Here is an 18,529-nt window from a genome sequence, read left to right on the forward strand (position 1 = left end):
CCTGACACAACCCCTGACCGAAGTAGCCGAAAGGCCCTGGTGGGTGGCTAGACCCACCAGGGCCGATGTGGCCGGAGAGTGCGTCTCCGACCGACGACGACGGTAGCGACCGCCTCCCACCACAGCAGGTGCGGGTCGCATACGCCCGTCTCGCCCGACTCTAGGAGCGCACCCACCATGGCCAGAGATTCCGACGATTTCCAGCTCGATTTGTTCGCCGAGACAGAGGACAGTGACACCCATGATCGACCCGATAACGCAAGAAATAATGAAGCTGTATCTCGAGCACCAGGGGCTGCCGCCGGAGTTGAACCCGGACGATCAGCAGGAGTTCCTCGAGCGGGAGAGCGAGCGGATCGCGGAGCGGATCGACAACATGAAAGTCCACATGCAGAGCCAGGTCCTGGAGAGGTATCTGCGGGAGAACGGGGAGCCGGCCCCGTTCATGGAGCAGGTGGGCTTGATCAACCAGGCGTGGGCGCAGGCGACGGACTTCGTGATCAACGAGGAGATCTACAACCAGCTCCCGGTGGAGATGGAGGCCTACCCACCGGATCAGGAGAGCCCGGAAGCGGAAGCAGAACGGGATCGGGCACGGATCCAGGTGCACCGGAGCGATCCGGAACGGTGGCGCAACCCGCTGAACTGCGCGGATCCGATCCAGTCGACGTTGTGGCTGACGGACGCACTGTGGAAAGACAAGCCGGTGCAGTTCCGGTACTACGCGATGCATCTGCTGCAGGCGAGGATCGAGGACGACCTGCCCTACCCGACGTCGCAGAGCCACCCGCTGTTTCCGTCGTTCACGAGCCTGCTCGACGAGAGGGTGGCCGAGCACGCGGCAAGCGGAAAGTAAACCGCCGCAGCGAATCCGACGCCCAACTGGACCTGTTCGCGTTCGACGCGGACGGGGCCGCACCGATCGACCCGAACGCCGCCGATATCGGCGGGACACCGCTCCCCGACCCGGTCGATCCTGAGATCCTCGCCGCCGAGACCGCTGCCGACAACGAACCGGACGTTGCCGTGCAGATCGCGGCACCGACACCGACGGAACTCGTGCGCGATGCTTACGGCCGGCTGGCGCGTGCGGACGAGGCGTATGTGCGGCTGGCGCGGATCCGCGCCGACCTCGACGGGACGCTGACCGCCGAGCAGGTCACCGATGCACTGATGGAGCTGCGCCGTGCAGGCGATGTGTCGCTCATTCCCGAGGAGAATCAGAAGACTCTCGGGCCCGACGATCACGCTGCGGCGGTGAGCTTCGGCAACCAGAGTCGGCACCTGATCGCCGTCGACGGCCGCCGCGTCGACCAACTCCTAACCACGCAGAACCCTCCCGCGCCCACCGGCGAGACCGACTCCCCCACAGTCGAACCGACTCCCCAGCCACCGGCGTCTACACCGACCGAAGCTGCGACCGTCACGCCGAACACCGCAGTACCGGACACCACCGAAGGGATGGTGGTCGACACGCAGACGGTCGCCGAGCGATTGTGGAATGTCGAGCCCGTCGATTTCCGGCCGGGCACCGAGATACTGGTGCCGTCCGGAGCGAAAGCCCGTGTGGCGGCGAACATCGAGGCGCTGCGGGTGCTGGCGGATGTGACCGCGCAGGATCGCTACGCCACCGCCGACGAGCAAGCGGTCCTGGCGCGCTGGTCGAGTTGGGGCGCGACCCCGCAGGTGTTCGACCCGCGCCGCGACGACTGGACCGCCGAACGCGAGCAGGTCCGCGCCCTACTCGACGACACCGCGTGGGCGCAGGCGCAGCGGACCATCCTCAACGCTCACTACACCGACCCGGCCATCGCCGCGGCGATGTGGAAGGCCACGATCCGGGCCGGTTTCACCGGCGGCCGTGTTCTCGAACCGGGTTGCGGGTCGGGAACATTCATCGCTCACGCCCCCACCTCGGCACAGATGGTCGGGGTTGAGCTCGACGCCACCACCGCCGCGATCGCCGCCGCGTTGAATCCGTCCGCGCAGATCCGCGGCGAAGGATTCGAGAAGACCACCGCACCGGCGTCCTCGTTCACCGCGGCGATCGGCAACGTCCCGTTCGGTGACTACCGGCTCTACGACCCGGTCCACAACCAGGCCAAGCACTCGATCCACAATCACTTCATCGTCAAATCGTTGGCGATGACCGCACCCGGCGGGTACGTCACCGTCCTGACCTCCCGCTACACCCTCGACGCCCAGAACCAGCGGGCCCGCCGCGACATCGCCGCCCTCGGCGACCTCGTCGGCGCAGTGAGGTTGCCGTCCAACGCATTCCGGCGGGTCGCCGGGACCGAGGTCGTCACCGACATCCTCGTGTTGCGTCGCCGCGCCGACGGGGCGAAGCCTGCACCGTTGACCGAGCGGTTCTTGCAGCTCGAGAACGCCACCGCGCTCGATGATGCCGGCGAGGACAAGGGCGTTCCGATCAACGCCGTCTATACCGATCACCCGGAATGGGTGCTCGGTGAGCTGCGGGTCGGGCACGGGATGTACGGCAACGAGACTTTGTCGGTCGACGCCCCCGACAGCGACGTCGACCTCCCGTCCCTGGTCGAGGATCGGCTCGGAACCATCGTCGACGCCGCGAAAGCTGCCGATCTCGGACATACCGCATCGTGGCGCGACACCCTCGGCCCGACCCGAGAGGACTTCGAACGCGGTCTGCTCGCCGCCGGGAACACCCTCGAGGAGACGGACCTCGCGGTGGGAACCCTGCGGCACGACGCGCAGGCAGAGACCATCGAACGTTGGAACTCCCGCGACTGGGAGCCGGTGAGCACCCGCGGAGCCAAACAGGTCGCCGAATGGGGACAGTTGCTGGCCCTGCGCGACACCACCCGCGCGTTGATCGAGTCGCAGAAGGACGCCGCGACCAGTCCCGGGCAGCGGCAAGCTCTGCGGGAGATCCTGGGTGAGCAGTACGACGCCTACGTCGGCCGCTACGGGCCGATCAACCGGTTCGCGATGACCGTGCCCAAGGACCTCACCGAATCGCAGCACGACGCCGCTCTGGCGAAGCTGATCGACACCTGGCGTAAGGACGAAGGCGTCGCTGGAGACCCGTATGCCGGGGAGATCCCCGAAGACGTCTACGACCGGCTCTCCGACGATGCGTGGATCAATCCCCGACAGCCCACCAAGCTGCAGAGCCACCTCGGCAAAGCCCTACGGACCGATCCGACGTTCGCGCCGGTCTTCGCGCTCGAACACTTCGACGAGGAGACGATGACCGCCCGCAAGGCGGCGATCTTCCACACCGACGTCCTGCATTCGCGTGAGCTGCGGGACTACGCCGAGACCGTCGACGAGGCGATGGCCATCAGTCTCGACGAACAAGCCCGCCTCGACGTCGGGCGAATCGCGGAGCTACTCGGGACCACCGTCGAGCAGGCCGAGACCCAGATGGAAGGACGCGCTTTCCGCACGTTGACGGACCCGACCCGATGGGTGTCGTCGTCGACGTATCTGTCGGGCAATGTCCGCACCAAGCTCGCCGACGCCGAAGAGGTCGCCGCGCTCGATCCCCGCTACCAGGCCAACGTCGACGCCCTCAGCGCGGCGATCCCGCCGCGGAAGACCGACGTCGATGTCTCCCTCGGTGCGCCGTGGGTGCCGATCGAGACCTACACCCAGTTCGTCCGGGAAACCTTCGAGGTACCGGCCGATGTGCCGGTCACCATCGAACGGGCGTCGGGGCGCTGGGAGGTCGCTGTCGGGCACTACCCGGGCAGCAGTGAGCAGGACCTCAAGTGGGCGCTGATGCCCAAACGTCACGCATGGTCGACGAAGTTCAACTTCGAGCACCGGCCCGCCGAAGACCGCGGTGTCGCCAACGCCGGGATGCGCGCTGGGGACTACACATGGAAAGAGCTTCTCCAGGACCTGCTCAACAGCGACACCGTCGAGATCACCAGCTCGAAGGAGTTTCGTGATCGAGCGGGCGCGGGAGCAATCCACGATGCTGCGACCCGCGCCGCCCAGTCGAAGGCCCGGCGACTGTCCCAGGAGTTCGGGCAGTGGGCGTTGCACGCCGACGAGGTCCGGCGCGAGCAGCTCCTCGACATCTACAACGACAAGTTCAATTCCCTGGTCGCACCGGTGCATTCGGGTGCGCACATGTCCTTTCCCGGTCTCGGGGACAAGTACTCGCCGTACCCGTATCAACGCGACGCCGCGGCCCGGATCGTCTCCGAGCCGACGGTGCTCCTCGATCACGTCGTCGGGGCCGGCAAGACCGGCACCATCTTGATGGGCGCGATGGAGCTCAAGCGCCTCGGGCTGGCGAACAAGCCGTGGGTGGTGGTGCCCAACCACATCATCGACCAGGTCGTCCGCGAAGCAGGCCAGTGGTATCCCGGCGCGAGAATCCTCTCCGGATCGGCGGCCACCGACGCCGAAGGGCGCCGATTGCTCGTCGCCCAGTCCGCCTCGCAGGACTGGGACATGGTCATCGTCCCGCGGTCGGTGTTCTCCTCCATCGGGGTCGACCCCGGTACGAAAGCGGAATACATCCGTGGACAGGTCGCCGAGCTGGACGCCGAACTCGGCAACGTCGACGAAGGTCTGACCAAGAAGCGGCTCGAAGCGATGAAAGCCAAGCTCGAAGAAAGACTCGAAACCGCCCTCGAACAGGCCGGGAAGGACCGCGGGCTCACGTTCGAGGCATCGGGGGCGGACTACCTGTTCGTCGACGAAGCGCACGAGTTCAAGAACCTGGCGCGCGCCTCCGGGGTCGCCGAGCTCGCCAATTCCGGCTCGCACCGCGCGACCGACATGGACCTCAAGCTCAACTATCTGCGGTCGATGCGCCGCGAGGAAGCGATCACCAAAGGCATCCCGCCCGAGGAATACATCGAGCGAGTCGCCACGTTCGCCACCGGCACCCCGGTCGCGAACTCCCTCGCCGAACTGTGGGTGATGCAGCACTACCTGCGTCCCGATCTCCTCGAGGACGCCGGGGTAGCCTCGATCAACGACTGGGGGGCGACGTTCACCGACACCGTCGAACGAGTCGAGCTGAACTCGTCCGGATCGAGACTGCGGGCAGTGACTCGGGTCGGGGAATTCACCAACGTCGGCGATCTCATCGGCATGACCAGCGTGTACACCGACGCCGTCACCCGCGATCAGGTGCCGGCGAATCTCCCGGTCAAGGACGGTGGCCGCAACACCGACGTCACGTTCACCCCGGCGCTCGAGGTGCAGGACTTCATCGCCGACCTCGGGTATCGCGCCGATAATGCCGACGCCAAACGCCCCGACATCGACAATGCGCTCAAGGTCGCCAACGACGGCCGCAACGCCACCCTCGACCCCAGGGTCGCGCATCTGGATCCAGCACCGCCGGAGCATTCGCGCGCGCACATCGTCGCGCAACGAATCCTGAACGTGCACAACGAATCGAGCGAGAACAACTACCTCGATGCCTCCGGTGAACCCCACCCGACACCGGGTGCGTTGCAGATCGTGTTCTGCGACCGATCCACCCCGAAAGCCGACGGGTCGTGGTCGATCTACGACGGGATCCGCGCAGAGTTGCTCGCCGGCGGGATGGAGCCCGCTCGGATCGCCTACGTCCACGACTACCCGAAGCCGTCGGAGAAGGCCCGCCTGTTCGAGATGTGCCGCACCGGAAAGGTATCGGTGGTGTTCGGGTCCACCGAGAAGATGGGCACCGGCACCAACATCCAGGACCGCGCAATCGCACTGCACCACGTCGACGTGCCGTGGCGACCGGCCGACCTCGAACAACGCGAGGGCCGAATCATCCGGCAGGGCAACCAGAACGCGCACGTCAAGGTGTTCAACTACGTCGCCGAGAAGACCTTCGACACCGTCATGTGGCAGACCGTGCACCGCAAGGCGCACTTCATCGAACAGCTCAAGAAAGCGGACAGGTCGATGCGGCGGGTGGTCGACCTCGACAGCGACTCGCTCGCCGAGAACTCGGCGATGACCAAGGCCCTGGCCACCGGTGACGATCGCTACATTCAGCAGATCGAACTCGACTCCCAGCTTCAGGAGCTCCAGTCCGAAGCGGATTCGCATTTCGCCGAGCAACGCTCCATCGAACGCGACCGCGACCGGCTGCGACGTGAAGTGCCCCGCGCGCGCCAGCGGGTCGCCGGATTGAAAGAAGCAGCACCGATCCTCAAAGGCCGGCGCGAGGTCGACCAGTGGCCCGGTATGACCATCCGCGGGGTGTTCTACGACAAGCGCAGTGACGCCGCAAATGCGATGGCCACGGCGTTGCAGGGCACCTACCAGTCCCTCAAGGGCGAAGGGTTGACCAAGACGATGGTGATCGCGGAGATGAGCGGATTCCCGATCGAGGCCTCTCGCCCGGCCCAGGACAGTGCGCTGTATCTGTCGTTCTCCGGTCTCGGGTCGTCAACGAAGGTCATCGAAGCCCACGATCTGTATCCGAGGATCGGGGACGGCGATCGCAGCCAACATTCACTCGGCCTGCTCACGCGGGTGGAGAACATGGCATACACCGTCGACACCGACCTGGCCAAGGCCGAACGCTCACTCGATCGAGACGAACAACGCCTCGACGACCTCGAACTGATCGAGCTCTCGGACTTCCCGAAAGCAGTACAGCTCAAGGACCTCTCGAACGAAGTGACGCGGCTGCGGCGCGAAATCAAGGACGCCGAGACCAGCCCAGAAGCCCTCGCGCGCGACGCGGCCCGTGCCGAACGCGCCGCAGCGAAGGGCCGCGAGCCGAAGTGGTCGCTGATGCTCAATCCCACCAAAGCCCTTGTCGAAGAACTCGGAATGGGAAGCGCGGACGAAGTGCGGGCCATGATGCACGCCAAATCCGTGGCTGCTCAACATGCGAGCGCGCAGAGCGCAGGAGGAAGCGAACATCGGCAACCGGGCGACACATCGACTCGGCCCGGACACTTTCTCCGCGCGGTAGAAGACGGTCCGGGGCCCGCCAAGCCATGGAAGGGTACCGAGAACGAGGGGCCGGAGCCGGGTCACGAACCTGACAACGGATACGACCTCGACATGTAGAAACAAGCTGCCCCGGAACGAGGTCTCGTTCCGGGGCAGCTTGTTCTGTCAATGGTGTTCAGATGGTCGTGAGCGTCAGCACCTTCCCACGATTTTCTGGTTGTAGACGTACGACGCGTGCACGTACAGCCACTGCGGAGCAATATCTCGCGTCTCGTTGACGTAGACAAGGAACCATCGGTTGGTGCGGTAATTGCCGGTGGCCCAATCGCCGTCCTGCCAGCACTTGACCCACGACGGCTGAGTATTGCCGTGCCAGGTCACATATCCACGAAGGGTGCCCGATGCAGTGGATGGTGCCGTGCGGGCAGCAGCCCCTGTCTGGACATCGACGATCGGATACGTCGGGGGGCCAGCGGATGCCGCCCCGGCTCCGGCAACTACGAACAAAGACGCCAGTCCCACGACGAAAGCAACGCGAATCTTGAGTAGCAACGAACGGGGTTTGTCGGTGATGACCGTCATCGGTCTTCCTTCCGGCAGGGGCATCGTTATGTGGTCGCGATGCCTATCTAGACGCACCGATGGTCACGGTCGTCCGTGGGCGGGCGAACCACGACTGCACAAATAAGCGATGCAGAGGTTCCCGAAGGGGTCTTTCTGCAATCTCGCGTGCAGTGCGGTACGTCCCGGTGCCACGCGAATAAGACTGCCTCACAACGTAATAACGTGGCAATAGCGCCCGATACACTAGTTCTGATCAGTTCCATGTTGTACAGATACGCAACTCTTGTGCGCGTCTGACCACACAGTTACGCTAGTTAGCGCATATAGCCATGGCCTGCGCCGTCATGGCGTGACCCCTGTGGCAGATGGGGCTCGAACGGACAGCGACGGAGGTACGACGGATGTTGTGTGCATTGTGTGCGTCGGATACGAGGGTGACGCGAACCGTGGCGATACCGGAGGGCTTGAAGCGAGACCGCCTGTGCACAAACGGGCATCGCTACAGAACGATCGAGTCCTCGATCGGGTGGGAGCTCGAGGATGCTCGACTGCGTAACGGTGACGGATCCATCGGCGGCTATTTCGACCGAGAACTGCTGCGCAACGATGTCGTCGAGAGAACGTTCCTCCGGGTCAGCGAGGAGCGTGCCGAGGAGATCGTCGCCGGAACCATCGACGCGCTACGTGCGCGAATGCGCACGCAGGGCGTACTCGAGAAGATCGAACGCACGACGAAGGACGGGACCACCGAAACAGTTCTCGTCATGGACGTCGTAGTGATTCGCGATGCAGTCGAGCACTACCTCAAGGAAAATGGTCACCACATGCTGCACGTGCTCTACGCGATGGACTATCGGGCACGTGGGAAGCGCGGTCGGCCGGGGTGGGCTCGCGCGGAGGACGTCCTGGCATGGCTCGGTGACGAGTACCCAGATTTGATCTCCGGTCACGATCAAGTCGAACGCCCGACCGTGGATCGGGAGAGCTGGACTCCGCGTGCCACCGCATGGACTCCACGCCTTGTAGTCAAGCAACCCTCAGGAGCCGAATCCCAGCGTGAGACTGTCGATTTCGGGCCCAAGAAGTTCCTCGACAGTGTCCGCAAGGCAATGAAGGGGCGGCCGCACGCCCCTCAGGTCGCGCAGTACGTCACGTGGTTGGTTCTTCGTCCGTTAGCTGGACAGACCGTCGTCACCACCAGCCAACTCGGCGTCGGCGTCCTGAACTACCTACGACGAATCGATGACATCGCCTACTTGCGGTGGGCGACGATTGTCAAGAACATTGCGGACATCGAGAGCTTCCACGCGGAAACACGTGGTTTGGTCGTCAATCCATCACCTCACCTGACTTTCAACAAGATTGCACGACCCATTGAGTTCGAGCCCGTGTAGCCAGGTCCTGTGCCGCAAACGCAGAAACCGCAGGTCGCCGTGCGGTTCTGGTTCAATGAGGCATGACCGAAGGCGCGCCCGAAGAACCTGCTGAGGCCGATCCCGTACACGCGCGGTTCGTCGTCCTGGACACCAACATGTCCGGGCACAAAGGAGAGTTCGACGCCTTGTGGGTGCAGGGGCTCGCGGCGCGCCTCGCTGCCCAGGGCGTGCAGTTGTGGGTTCCTCAAGTAGTCACCTGGGAATGGGCCGACCACGCTGCGGCAACACAAGCGGAAGTGCTACCAGCGCTCCGCAGACTCGACCGTCTGAACATCCCCGAGATGCCAGTTGCCCCGACGAAGACGCTGACCAGACCTGAAATTGCCAGCGCGATCGAGGAAACCTTAAGGCGAATGCCGAACGTCGAGGTCGTCCCGGTGCACGGCGGGTCTGCCATACAGGCCCTCAAAGATCAGATTCTTCTGACGGGTCCCGGGGCACGAAAAGACGGAGTCAAGACCGGAGCCGCCGACTCGGCACTGGTGCGCGACTCGACAGAGCACATCGGACGGCACAGGGTCGGTGAACTCGCATTTCTGAGCAGCAACAAACCCGACATCTACAAGACCCTTGGCACCATCCCTGGTGGTCAAGATGTCAAGGTGTTCGGGAACGAAAAGGCGTTGATGGACGGTCTCGCGTCCTTTCATGCCGAACGGAATCAAGAAGCCGAACAGAGGCGAGAGAACGCTGAGGTCCACAGCGCCATCGTTAGATATTTTCGGGAAGCAGAGCAGGATCTACACGACGGCGAGGACGGACACGGCGTGCCGGCGGAATCGTGGGCGACCAGGTTGGTTGCCGACATTGATCTATCAGGATTGCCCTCTGATCCTGGTGCACAGTTCGATCAGGTGACCGCCGTTCAAGTCCATCCCAACTCGCATGTCGTGGGCATCTCAGGCGTAGGTATCGACGAGTCCGAAACTGGAGACATCCGCTACGCCTCGTTCGATCTGACATTGGACACCGTCATTGAGGTCGAGGGGTACACAGTCGACAATCGCGACGGCTCGATCTTCCCAGGCAACGACGAAGTGGACACTCTGCTCCAGATCGGATGCGTCGCGGAATTTCGGGGTACGGACGTAGTGGACGTTCGCCAGGTCGATCGAGCAGTCGCCGCTGACTTGGACTTGGATTTCGGTGATGACGCGGATGCACAGGAATGGCTGGCCGAATATCTGAGCGAGTTGACGGACACCCGCGTCCAAGACGACCCTGCAGTCGGGGGCGGGAGCGTACCCGCTCGCAAGACCTTGGTCACTGCGGCCGGGCAGCTGGTCGCGAGTATTCACTTCGAGCACCCGCACCCCGACTCCGCTGCAGGCAACGGTGCAGTCTGGTCCGCTAGCTTCGCTGTCGGACCCAACGATGAATTGGTGATTGCCGGTGGTATCGAGTGCCTTTACGACTCGTCTGCCGAAGTGCGGCTGGGAGACGATGACGTCATCTACGTGTCCCCTCCATACAGGTTGAGCCCGGACGGCGCTGCGTTCATCAAGCTCATGGCCGAGGTTGCAGCCGCCGCGGTCGCCGCCGAATTGGCCGCTGTACAGACAGAAACTGATGAGTGACCCCAACGCAGAACTGGCCACACCGATGTTCCGGTATTCGGAAGATCAGAGTCCGTAGTCGTTATCGTGCTGGCGTTCGGTGACGACAGGGTCGGACTGGCGTTCCGGACGCATTGACTGCGTGCGGGTGTGTGACCGCCCGGGGCTAGGCGCGTCGGCGACCAGGCGCGCGATTCGCTTTTGCGCGTCCGAATCGCCTGGTTCGATGCCGGTGACACGGTTGTCGGTGTCGGTGAGCCCTTCGATCGGAGAGGCCGCAACCGCGCGTGCGGTACCGATGACGGCACGCACGCGCTGTTCGGCAGCATGGCGTTCTCCGGCCAACGTCACTGCCCGCAGACGCCGGCCTCGTTCGGTGATGGCGGTGTCGAACACAGCCGCGGCGGCAAGGTCGGCGGCACGACGGTCCGGATCGGTCGCGCGCTGCACGATGGCGGACCATTCACTGTTCTCTGTCTGAACACGTCCGATGGCGTCCTGAGCTGCGCGTTGGGTGTCGCGGGCCTGTCGGGCGAGGCGCTCTTCCCGTAGTCGGGCGTCAGCGACGGCAGGTTCGAGGGTCTTGCGGTCGCGCCGTTTGGCGGTCGACAAACGTCCGGTGAGTGCAGCGTGTTCGGTGCGCGCCGCCTCGTGTTCTGCCCCGATCCGGCGCAGTTCCGCCGCGAGCTCTCGGGCTGCGGCAATCGCTGCAGCTTGCTCGTCGAGCCTGGCATACAGCTTCTCCGTGTCCGCGACGACGGTCGGTGCGGTGCGCGATCGTCCAGCACGGTCGACGAACGCGATCAACTCCGCGTCCGGGACAAGTCGGATCGGGTCTTGCTGCATCTTCGCGAGCAAGGCGGCGTCCGCCGGCGAGAGCACCGGTTGCGGATCGTTGGTGGTCTCGCTGGTGTCCTCCACCGCCAGTTCTGTCGGGGCAGGCGCTTCGCGCTCGAGCTGCTCGACCACGGTATCGATTTGTGGTGCGTCGACGACCTCGGCGGCAGGTTGCACCCGCGTCGACGGGGCCGAGGTATCGGTCATCGCTACACGCTTCGCTGCCTGTTCTGCCCGCCACAGCATCGCTTCGGTGCGGTCCACATCGGCCTTGAGATCAGCGAGAGCAGCGAGGTCGATGCTCTCAGCCGCGAGGCGTGCGGTGGTGACGTCGACGGCGGTGGCTTCTCCCCCGTCGGCCGCGGTGACCCGCTCGTACTCCGCGGCAGCGGCGTGTGCCCGCGCACGGGCGGCCGTCGCGGTGTCGTCGACTAAACCGGCGCGCCAGATCTCCCAATCGAGACCACGCTGCGCGAGGGCGCGGGCATCGTCATCGTCCCCGGCAGCCGCAACGTCGGCGGCAACGGCGGGCCGGATGACGGTGTCGATGTGATGCCAGAGCGCTTCGGCCTCGAACTCGCGGTCGGTCCACTCCTGGCGGGTGTCGAGCATCTCGATCCGGGCGGGTCGTTGCCGGTCGGCTCGCTCCTGCAGCTCGGCGAGCATCGTGCGGGCATGGAACTGTGCCGAGCTGGTGCCGTCGGAAATCCGCGCACGTAGCTCCCGGTACTTGACCTTTGCGTCGTCGAGATCAGCGGTGAGCAGTCGTACTCGTTCGTCGGTGGTGACCGTCGGGTACGGCAGCTCGATCGTCTCGATCTGCGAGCGCAATGCATCCCACACGTCGGCTTCGGCATCGTCTGCACCGGACTCAACGACGTCGGAACCGGTGTACTCGTCGTACCCGCTGACGTACTCCGGTGGTGGTGCTTGGTCGTAGTCGACCGGGGCGTCGAGTGCGTCGAGGGAGGCGAGGTAGTCAGCGTCACTGACCAGCGGGATCGTCGGCGCGGCTGCGTCGACTGCTGCTGTGGGCGCGTTGACCGGTGCCGGGAGGTTGTCCGGATCGGCGAACTCGGCCGGCAACACGTCGGCGGTGGTGTCGCCGATCGTCTCGTCGAGCGGGGAGAGGGCTTCTTCGTCCTCGACCGACAGTGGCTCGATGGGCGGCGGGGTGTAGGTGCGGGCGAGGTGGTTCTCGCGCACCAGCATCTCGGCCCGCCACGTCAGCGCGGTGGCGAGTTCGTGAGCGGGCAGGGTGACACCGTGATCGACCGGGTCGATGCCGCCGTGCAGGAACTCGTACGCGGTGCCGAGCAACTGTCCCGGGGTCCACAGGGTCGGGTCGGCGTCGTCGACGGTCGCCACGAGTGAGGGCCACGCCGCATCCGACATCACCCGGACGGCAGCTGTGTAGCCGAGCAGTTCGGTCAGTACCGGTGCCCACGATGGTGCGAGGACCGAGCCGTCGGTGTCGGCGTCGACCGCGGCGGCGGAGAGTTCACCGGACAGTCGCCACCACAGAGCGGCAGCGGGCAGCTCGTCCGGTAGCGGCGACGTGGCGAGGGAGTCGCGGACGAGGGTGTGGACTTCGATTCCGGCGCGGGCGGCTGCGGAGAGTCGGTCGGCGAGGATCGGGAAGTACGGATCGCGGGCGATGTGGGTGTCGAGTTCGTCGACGAACGGACGCCACCGCTTCACGGCGTCGTTGGTGGTGCCGATGACGGTCTCGGCGCGGCGGTCGAGGCTGCGTTGCGCTTTCACCGATGCGGCGGCGAGCTGCTCGGGTCCGGTCGGACGACGGTCGGCCGGGTCGACGTCGTGCGCGGCGCGGAACACCGCGAGATCGGTGAGCAGCCCCCGGTCGGGCTCGTCGGTGAGCAACGGACGCGCCCACACCGGTGCAGTCGTCGGTGTCCACGTGGCGACGTCGGCGGCGATGCGGCCTCGATGACCAGTGATGGCGTCGGCGCGGGCGTCGAGGTAGCTCGCCCACTCCGGTTCCTTGCGCAGTGCGTCGGGGATGGCGGGCAGCCACGGCAGCGGTCCCTGCGCCGATGCTCCACGCGCGGTGGAATGGCGTCCGGTGGAGTCGAGCCGCCAATCCAGGACTGCGGCCCGGTCGAAGGCGCTGCCGAGTTCGCGTTCGCTGATTGCGGTGTTCAGTGCGTCGACCGGGTCGCGTCCGTGCGCGGCGAGGATCGCGAGGTGTCCACGCAGGACCGGCCATGCGGCGTCGTCGGTGAGGCCGGCGATCGCAGTGTCGGCGGCGGTGTCGATCGCGGCCATCACGGTGGGTCCGGCGAGGACTTCGCAGGCGGTGGCGACGGAGTAGTCGTAAGCGTTCGCAGCCGGTGCCAGATGCGTGTGTGGGTCGGCGGCGGCAGCGAGAGTCGAGTGCGCGGAGACCTGTGCACCGTCGCGGCGCAGGATCGCCCGGAAGTCGTCGACGGCGGTCGGGGGCAGCATTCCGCGTTCGGTCATCGCGGTGTGCAGGTCGCCGTCCGATGCGGTCGCGAGATACATGTGGTTGTTCAGTCGCCCGCGTGTGAGTGCGACGTAGGCGAGCTGACGGGTTTCGTCGCCGGTGGCCACGACGTGGCAGGTGTCGGCGGTCGAACCCTGCGCGGAGTGCACGGTTCCGGCGTAGCCGAGTTCGGTGGCGGACTGGACGTAGTCCGGTAACAGGGTGACGGTGCGTCCGAGTTCGAGGTGGCGTACTACGAGTGATCCGTCGCGGCCGACGTTCTCGACGGTCCAGCGGTCACCGTTGCGGACCCAGTCGGTTTGCGAGAGCGGGTTGCGGCGGTCGTTGGAGCGGGTGCGGACGATGTCCCCGACGCTGGCGCGGAGGCCGTCGGCGAGGACGGCTTCACGCCCGACCTTCGTGTCGGTGGCGGCGAGGCGGTCGGCGCGGGCGCGGGTGTTGAGTTCGGCGACGAGTTCACGGGTGGGGGCGAGCAGCAGTGCGTCCTTGCCGGCGGCGCGGTCGGCGCTCCACGCGCTGTAGGCGTCGTCGGTGACGGTGGCGATCGAGCCGACGTGCAGCCGGGAGTGGTCGATGTAGAAGCCGATCGCGGCGTCGTCGCCGTCACGCAGTGCGAGCGATGCCGCGCCTTCGGCCGCGCCGGTTGCTTTGTCGCGGAAGCGCACCACCTGCGAGAGGGTGAGTGCGCCGACGCGGTCGTGGATGTCGCGCAGCACGCCCCCGGATGCGACGGACGCGAGCTGTTGATCGTCTCCGATCAACCGCACCGTTGCACCGCGTTCGGCGAGGGCGGTGACTGCGTCGTCGAGGTCGAGGGTGCCGGTCATTCCGGCTTCGTCGACGATGACGAGAGTGTCCGGTCCGATGTTGGTGTACCACTCGGGAACGGACACCGGATCGCCGTTACGCAACCGCTTGGTGATGTCGACGAACTTCGCCAACGTATCGGTAGTCGTCAAGATATCTTGACGCAGGACTGCGGCGGCGGCAGCGGTCGGTGCGAACCCGATGACGTGTCCGCCTGCGTTCTGCCACGACCGTGTCAGTGCGGTCATGGCGGTGGTCTTGCCGGTTCCGGCGGGTGCGAGTGCGAGCTGAAGTTTCGCACCGGAGGTGGCCATCGCGCGCACGAGTGAGCGTTGTCCGACGTTGAGTTCGCGGCCGTTCGCTGCGGACTCGAGCAGCGCCATCTCCACATGCTCGTCGGCCACTGCAACACCGTCGTTGCGCTGTGCAAGGGCGACGATGCGCGTCTCTGCATCGAGCACTGCATTGGTGGTGAACAAGGTTGCTTCGTGGCGGGTGTGCACGTCGCGGCCGTCGCGTCGACGCATCACATTCGGGGCGATGTCTGCGGCGACGTCGTCACTGAGTTCGTCGCCGAGAGTGACGGCGAGGTCGGTGCCGCAGGCGCGGTCGGTGATCGCCTCGACGAGGTCGGTGATGCGATCGGCCGGCGGGTTGGCGGTGCGGACCTGACGGATCGCTTCGGCGCGAATGTTGTGCCGTTGGTAGCGCGAGCGTGCGCGGGAGACGACCTCGACGACTTCGGCGGCGGTGTAGTCGATCCAGCGCGGGTCGTCGATGTCCACGCTCGCCCGGGTGCGTTTCTTGCCGGTCACCTCGGCGACCATTTTCGACAGTGCTTTCGGTGATCCGAGGACGTCGATCGCCTCGGCGCGCCACCCTCCGCGTTGCTCGGCGTGCGAGCGCGGTTCGTGTTTGGCCTGCCGGGTTTCCAGGGTCGCGCGCTGCGCGAGCCGGATCGCTTCGATGGCGGTCGGTTCGCGGTGATGCTCGGCCTGGAACTCGCGTGCGAGTTCGGCGGTGCGCACGACGATGGCGGCGTTGCGGGAGGACCAGCGTTCGGCCAGCCGTGTGTCCAGGCCGACGATTTCGCGGACGGGACGCTTCGACCTGTCCTCGCTCGGGCGTTCGGCGAAGTCGACTCCGATGCGTTCACGCAGTTGCGCTTCGAGGGCGGTGTTGTAGACCTCGGAGGCGGGAACGTTGTTGCGGTACAACGCGGCACCGTCGAGCGCGAGCCACTTCGTTGTCCCGTCCGGCAGGGTTGTGGAGACCTTGTTCGAGATCGCGACGTGGGTGTGCAGGTTCGGATCTCCGGCGCGCGAATCGCGGTGGGTGAACGCTGCGGCGATCAATCCGTTCGCGTCGACTTGCGCGACACCGCCGTTGCCGAGACGGGTGAAGCAGGCGTGCTCTTCGAGGTAGTCGAGGGCGGCTGCGATCGCGGCGTCGTGTGCTGCTTCGATTTCCTGGGAGATCTCTCGCGGCGCAACTGCCCACAGTGCCGAGACCGACTTGACGGGCGTGAACGTGAGGTCGAATCCGGCGACGGCTTTGGTGTTCTGCCGCCCCGATTTGGCGACCCACCCGGACAGTTCGCGCTCGTCGGCCGGGGCGCGTCCGTACTCGCGCTCGAACATCTCGCGTGCGACGCGGGTGCGGATCGTCGCGCGCGATTCGGCCTCGATCGGTGCGTTCCATTTCTCGCCGGCCGCGAGGTTGTGCTCGACGAACGCCTTCGCGCACGCGATTCGATAGTCCGACGCTCCGTTGTCGATCTTGAACGCACGTCCGAGCTTGATCGCCGCCGACGCTGCGCGCTCGGCGTTCTTCGTCGACGCACCGGCAGCGAGCTCGGCCGCGAACTTTTCCGCGTACATCGTGTCGGCCTCGGGGTGCAGGCCGTCACCGAACAGGGCCTTCATGTGCGCCTCGGAGACGTGCTCGCCCGCGCCGATCGTGTTCAGCTCGGCGAGGCCGGACCCGGTCCAGCGGCCCGGTGACTCCCCTTTTTCGGAGTAGTACTCGGCCAGTGAGGCGGCCCCTCGTTCGGTGGAATCTGCCGCTGCGACCTGCCTGGTCAGGTACGTATACCCGTCCCCAGCGGTGAGCTTGTGCAGACCCATCATGGACCGGACCCTACCAGCGAAATCGTCAAAGTGGCCTGAATGCATGAGGTCTGTGGGTTGGTCTTGGCTTTTGGTTGTAGATCGGTGGTGATTGGGCTCGGTGGTCTTGGGATGGGGTTTCTGGGGTGGTGGGTCGGTGATGTGGGAGGAGGTTGTGTCAGGATCTGTGAATTCGAGGGTGTTCGGGGTTAGGGTGGGCGGCATGGCGTCGACTCAGGCTCGGATGACTGCGCGTGCTCGGGCACGGGCAGCGCAGCAAAAAGTCGTCGCCGACCGCAAAGCGCGCGACGAGAAGAACATGGGCTCGTTGACGGACTACTTCGCGGCCGCTGACCAGATCGACGCGGCCCGGCTGGCGATGGCCCGCGCACTCGACGACATCCGGGGCCGGGAAGGAACACTCAGCGCCGCTGCGACACTCGCGGGGATCACGACCGGCGAAGCTCGCAAACTTCTGGCACTGCTCGCCGACACCGCAGCGCCGTCGGCGAGCGCGGACACCGGCGACGACACCTCGGACTCCGACTCGGACTCCGACTCGGATGCAAACGCAGAATCGCGCGATGGATCGGCCCTGAACGAGCCAGGTGACTCGACGTCGACAGGCGATGCAACAACGAGCAAAACCGCGACCGTCGACAGCGTCCCGGCCGCCGAGCCCGCGACGAGTCAGGGCTAGCCGATGACCGCCGCGGTGATGCAACTGGCGTTGTTCGGCGACGACACCGACGCCGCTGAGCCGCAGCCGGTTCGTCGGGTGTGGCGACCGTTGCAGCAGCCGTTGACTGCGAAGACCGTGGCCAGGTTCTGGACGAAGGTCGTCAAATGTCCAGACCATTTTTGGTGGCGGGGCTCGGTGAGCCACCCCGACGGCTATGGCAGATTTACCTTCACCGACGGCGACGCACCACGCACGTTGTCCGCGCACCGGTTCGCTCTGCTACTCGAATACGGCGACCTCGGTGACGGGATCGTCGGTGAGCACGACTGCGACGAGACATTGTGCGTGCGGGTGGCCGACGGTCACCTCAAACGCGGTACCCAGTCGGCGAACCTCGCGCACGCCGTCGCGGCCGGACGTCACATCGGACCGACACCGGCAGGCGGGGATCCACGCGGACGGTACGGGCGCGCCGTCGCGATCCGCGACGCACTCACCGGCGGCTACGACGAACACCGAATGCTGGCAGCACTCGCCGGCCACAGCGTCGACGCGCAAGCACCACCGACCTTGTTCTGAGATCGACTCACGGCACCGACTGTGTCGGTGCCGTGTAGTAGACACACCTCCAACAGGCCCAGGGCCGCACACCGAGTCGGGTGCCGCGTCCTCACGCGAAAGGACCCACCCGGTGACCTTCTCCTCACTCGACCCCGACCACCGCGTCGTACTCATTCTGCTGGCGATCGCTGCCGCGGTGATAGCAATAAGCCTCGTGGCGCACTACGCGAAGAACGATCACGGATGGAAGGGAGTCGTTGCCAACCTGCTCATCATCGTCAGTGGAGTCGCAGTGATCGCCGTCATCGCGGTTGTCTCGCTCACCTTCATCGCCCTCGCGCTGGCTATCGGTGCAGTATTGCTGCTCATGGCACCACTGTTTCTGCTCGGTGGTGCCAGCGGTCTCGCAGGCCGGCGACCGCGCCGCGGGCACTACCGCGACCCCTACGGCAACGACTACTACTGACCGACACCGCCCATCTGCACACGATGTCGCAGTCACCGCGCCGGGGCGCTGTGCAATCGCTGCAACGGCGGCTGTGCTGGCGGTGTGCAACGCGTCGCGAGCCGACTGCGCA

Annotated in this window: 9 protein-coding genes; 7 read left to right on the forward strand and 2 right to left on the reverse strand. The window is 65.6% G+C overall.

Features of this window, described 5'->3' with window-relative positions; genetic code table 11:
* Positions 1–241: 241 nt before the first annotated feature.
* Together CH285_RS12775 and CH285_RS12780 are read left to right on the forward strand one after the other, a co-directional pair.
* Positions 242–856 (forward strand): hypothetical protein, encoded by a 615-nt coding sequence (locus CH285_RS12775; protein WP_094642650.1) that lies wholly within the window; start codon positions 242–244, stop codon positions 854–856.
* Between the two features lie 125 nt (positions 857–981).
* The gene (locus CH285_RS12780; protein WP_256984159.1) at positions 982–7,029 is read left to right on the forward strand and encodes a helicase-related protein; all 6,048 of its coding nucleotides are present in this window, start codon (positions 982–984) and stop codon (positions 7,027–7,029) included.
* 75 nt (positions 7,030–7,104) lie between these two features.
* On the opposite strand, the gene CH285_RS12785 is transcribed toward CH285_RS12780, so the two are convergent.
* A complete protein-coding gene (locus CH285_RS12785) occupies positions 7,105–7,494 on the reverse strand; it encodes a hypothetical protein (protein WP_094642651.1) in 390 nt (129 codons plus the stop codon).
* Positions 7,495–7,910: 416 nt separating this feature from the next.
* Between CH285_RS12785 and CH285_RS12790 the strand changes: the two genes are divergently transcribed.
* Positions 7,911–8,870 (forward strand): hypothetical protein, encoded by a 960-nt coding sequence (locus CH285_RS12790; protein WP_141215010.1) that lies wholly within the window; start codon positions 7,911–7,913, stop codon positions 8,868–8,870.
* A gap of 62 nt (positions 8,871–8,932) precedes the next feature.
* Positions 8,933–10,489, forward strand: a complete 1,557-nt coding sequence (locus CH285_RS12795; protein WP_094642653.1) for a hypothetical protein — start codon at positions 8,933–8,935, stop codon at positions 10,487–10,489.
* A gap of 45 nt (positions 10,490–10,534) precedes the next feature.
* Here CH285_RS12795 and mobF read toward each other — a convergent pair whose 3' ends face one another.
* Positions 10,535–16,729: a MobF family relaxase gene (mobF, locus tag CH285_RS12800; protein ID WP_176458604.1), complete on the reverse strand. Its 6,195-nt coding sequence runs from the start codon at positions 16,727–16,729 to the stop codon at positions 10,535–10,537.
* Between the two features lie 202 nt (positions 16,730–16,931).
* Here mobF and CH285_RS12805 point away from each other — a divergent pair, with 202 nt between their 5' ends.
* The 3 genes from CH285_RS12805 to CH285_RS12815 all read left to right on the forward strand — a co-directional run bounded on the left by CH285_RS12805 (position 16,932) and on the right by CH285_RS12815 (position 18,417).
* Positions 16,932–17,408, forward strand: coding sequence for a hypothetical protein (locus tag CH285_RS12805; protein WP_094716610.1), 477 nt, complete (start codon positions 16,932–16,934; stop codon positions 17,406–17,408).
* 3 nt (positions 17,409–17,411) lie between these two features.
* A complete protein-coding gene (locus CH285_RS12810; RefSeq protein ID WP_094642656.1) occupies positions 17,412–17,969 on the forward strand; it encodes a hypothetical protein in 558 nt (185 codons plus the stop codon).
* Positions 17,970–18,081: 112 nt separating this feature from the next.
* On the forward strand, positions 18,082–18,417 hold the full coding sequence (locus tag CH285_RS12815; RefSeq protein ID WP_094642657.1) for a hypothetical protein: 336 nt from the start codon (positions 18,082–18,084) through the stop codon (positions 18,415–18,417).
* Positions 18,418–18,529: the final 112 nt, after the last annotated feature.

The sequence above is a fragment of the Rhodococcus sp. 05-2256-B1 genome, assembly GCF_002258465.1.
In the GTDB taxonomy this organism is placed as follows: Bacteria; Actinomycetota; Actinomycetes; order Mycobacteriales; family Mycobacteriaceae; genus Rhodococcoides; species Rhodococcoides fascians.